2 protein-coding genes are annotated in these 2,169 nt (G+C 65.0%); one reads left to right on the top strand and one right to left on the bottom strand.

Going from position 1 to position 2,169, the window contains the following annotated elements; genetic code table 11:
• Nucleotides 1-81: 81 nt before the first annotated feature.
• A complete protein-coding gene (locus ACUXPL_RS12005) occupies nt 82-648 on the bottom strand; it encodes a LysR family transcriptional regulator (protein ID WP_454102742.1) in 567 nt (188 codons plus the stop codon).
• Nucleotides 649-735: 87 nt separating this feature from the next.
• On the opposite strand from ACUXPL_RS12005, the gene ACUXPL_RS12000 reads away from it, so the two are divergent.
• Nucleotides 736-1,797, top strand: coding sequence for a YeiH family protein (locus ACUXPL_RS12000; RefSeq protein WP_115260105.1), 1,062 nt, complete (start codon nt 736-738; stop codon nt 1,795-1,797).
• The last annotated feature ends 372 nt before the right edge of the window (nt 1,798-2,169 follow it).

Raw genomic sequence — 2,169 nt, 5'->3', positions numbered from 1 at the left:
GGAAGGTTCACTCGAAGGCTCCCACGGTGACCGCGTCCATGCTGGGGACGGTGTTGGCGGCCGGGGAGGGTTACACCACTATCAGGGACTCAACTCCGTCTTCGCCCATCGGTGACCGTGCTGCACAACGACTTCGATGGTGTCGTGAGCGACGGTGACCGACCTAAGGTCGGCGGGAACGGTCGGGGTCTCGATGAACCCGAGGTCTGCGGTTCCCTCCCGTATGGCCTTGACGACTGTGCTGCTGTTGGCGGCTGTGAGCTGAACGATCGGGCCCTCATCGCCGAGAGAGATGCGCCACCGGGCGATCCATTCCGGCAGGAGGTGTTCTGCGATCGTGAGGCTCGCGGCGATCCGCATCATCTTCCCGCGATCCGTGCGGAGCGAATCGACAGCATCCGAGAACTCGTCGGCCGCCGTCAGCAGCGTTGTTCCCCAGCCGACAACCAGCTCGCCCGCCGGGGTCAGCCGGGAACCGCGTGCGGAACGCACCAGCAGTCGCACGCGCAGATCTGTTTCCAGTTTCCGGATGCGCAGAGATACCGCTTGCTGACTCACGCCCAGCTGTGCGCTTGCCGCTGACATGCTGCTTTCCTTCGCGACGAGCGCCAAGGCTCGCAGTGCCTCCAAGTCGGGCTCGTTGTGCATCTTCCACCTCCCACTCACAAGCGTGACTTGTACCCCGGACGATATCTGCCTCTACTCACGCGAGCGGTACGAGGAAATGATGGAGGCATGACTCATGACCAGGACGTTACGATCGCCCGGCCGGAACACACTCTGCTTGCCCGGGTCGGCACGCTCCTGCCCGGTCTTGTCCTCTGCCTCGGCGCGGCCGGAGTATCGTATGGGGTTAGCCTGCTGCTGCCGGGAGTCAGCCCGCTCATCATCGCGATCGTGCTTGGCGTACTCGTGGCCAACGTCTTCCGGCTGCCAGCGGCAGCCTCGGCCGGTATCGACTTCTCCGCGAAGAAGCTCCTGCGCGCTGGCATCGTCTTCCTCGGACTCCAGCTGGTGCTGACCGACATCCTCGACCTTGGGGCCCCGATGCTGGTCGTCGTCGTGTGCATTGTCGCCGGCGGACTGCTCGGCACCGTTGTCCTCGGGAGGCTGCTACGGGTTCCATCCGGGCTTTCGCTGCTCATCGCCTGCGGTTTCTCCATCTGCGGTGCGGCAGCTGTGGCGGCCGCGGCAGGGGTCACCGACCCGGACGACGAGGCTGAGGAAGACACCATCACTGCGGTCGCCCTCGTGGTGATCTTCGGAACGCTGATGATTCCCCTCGTCCCACTAATCACGAATTTGCTTGGCATGGGCTCCGAGACGGCCGGGATGTGGGCCGGGGGTTCCATCCATGAGATCGCGCAGGTCGTCGCGGCCGGCGGCATCATCGGCGGCGGAGCGCTCACGGTCGCGGTCATAGTCAAACTCGCCCGAGTGCTGCTGCTCGCCCCGGTCGTGGCCACCCTCAGCGTCCGGCAGCGCCGTCTCAGCCGCATGGCAGGCGAATCTGGTCAACAGAGGTCGAGTTCGAAGCTGCCGCCCATCGTCCCTCTGTTCATCATCGGGTTCATCGCCATGGTGCTTCTGCGTTCCTTCGTCCCTTTGCCGAGCGTCGTGCTGACGACCGGCGGGCTGCTGCAGACCGGTCTGCTGGCTGCTGCGATGTTCGGACTCGGTTGCGGCGTCAAGATTCGCAACCTCGTCAAGGTGGGCCTCAAGCCCTTCGCCCTGGCCGCGCTCTCCACCATCCTCGTCGCCATCATCGCCTACGTCGGAGTCACCCTCGCCGGCTGAAGTTCGTCCGTGGTGAGGGCGTCGTTGCCGCACTCGGTCAGGGTCGCCGGCTCTCGCGCATACCTGGCCACGTCGTCTAGCGTGTACCGCCGCTTCGTCGGACCTCAGCACTTCGCGCGCTGTTGCGCTTGAGTCGCGCGGCGACGGCGATGATCACGAGCGCCACGGCTGTGGCGACGGTGTTCGGGATGACGAGCGGCCAGTCATGTCGGGGCAGTCCGTAGAGGACCCAGAGCAGGAAGCCGGGGATGAGGAGGACGAAGTACCCGAGCGATACTGAGCCGCCCCCTTCATTCGGTCCGGACGTTCTGTGAGTCGTCGGTTTCCATTTGATGGGTGCACTGCCGAGCGTACTCGGCTGGGGTTAGGTAG

The sequence above is a fragment of the Micrococcus sp. 140720015-1 genome, from assembly GCF_053627595.1.
The sequence above is the reverse complement of the archived record's forward strand: the minus strand, read 5'-3'. Positions and strand labels throughout refer to the sequence as shown.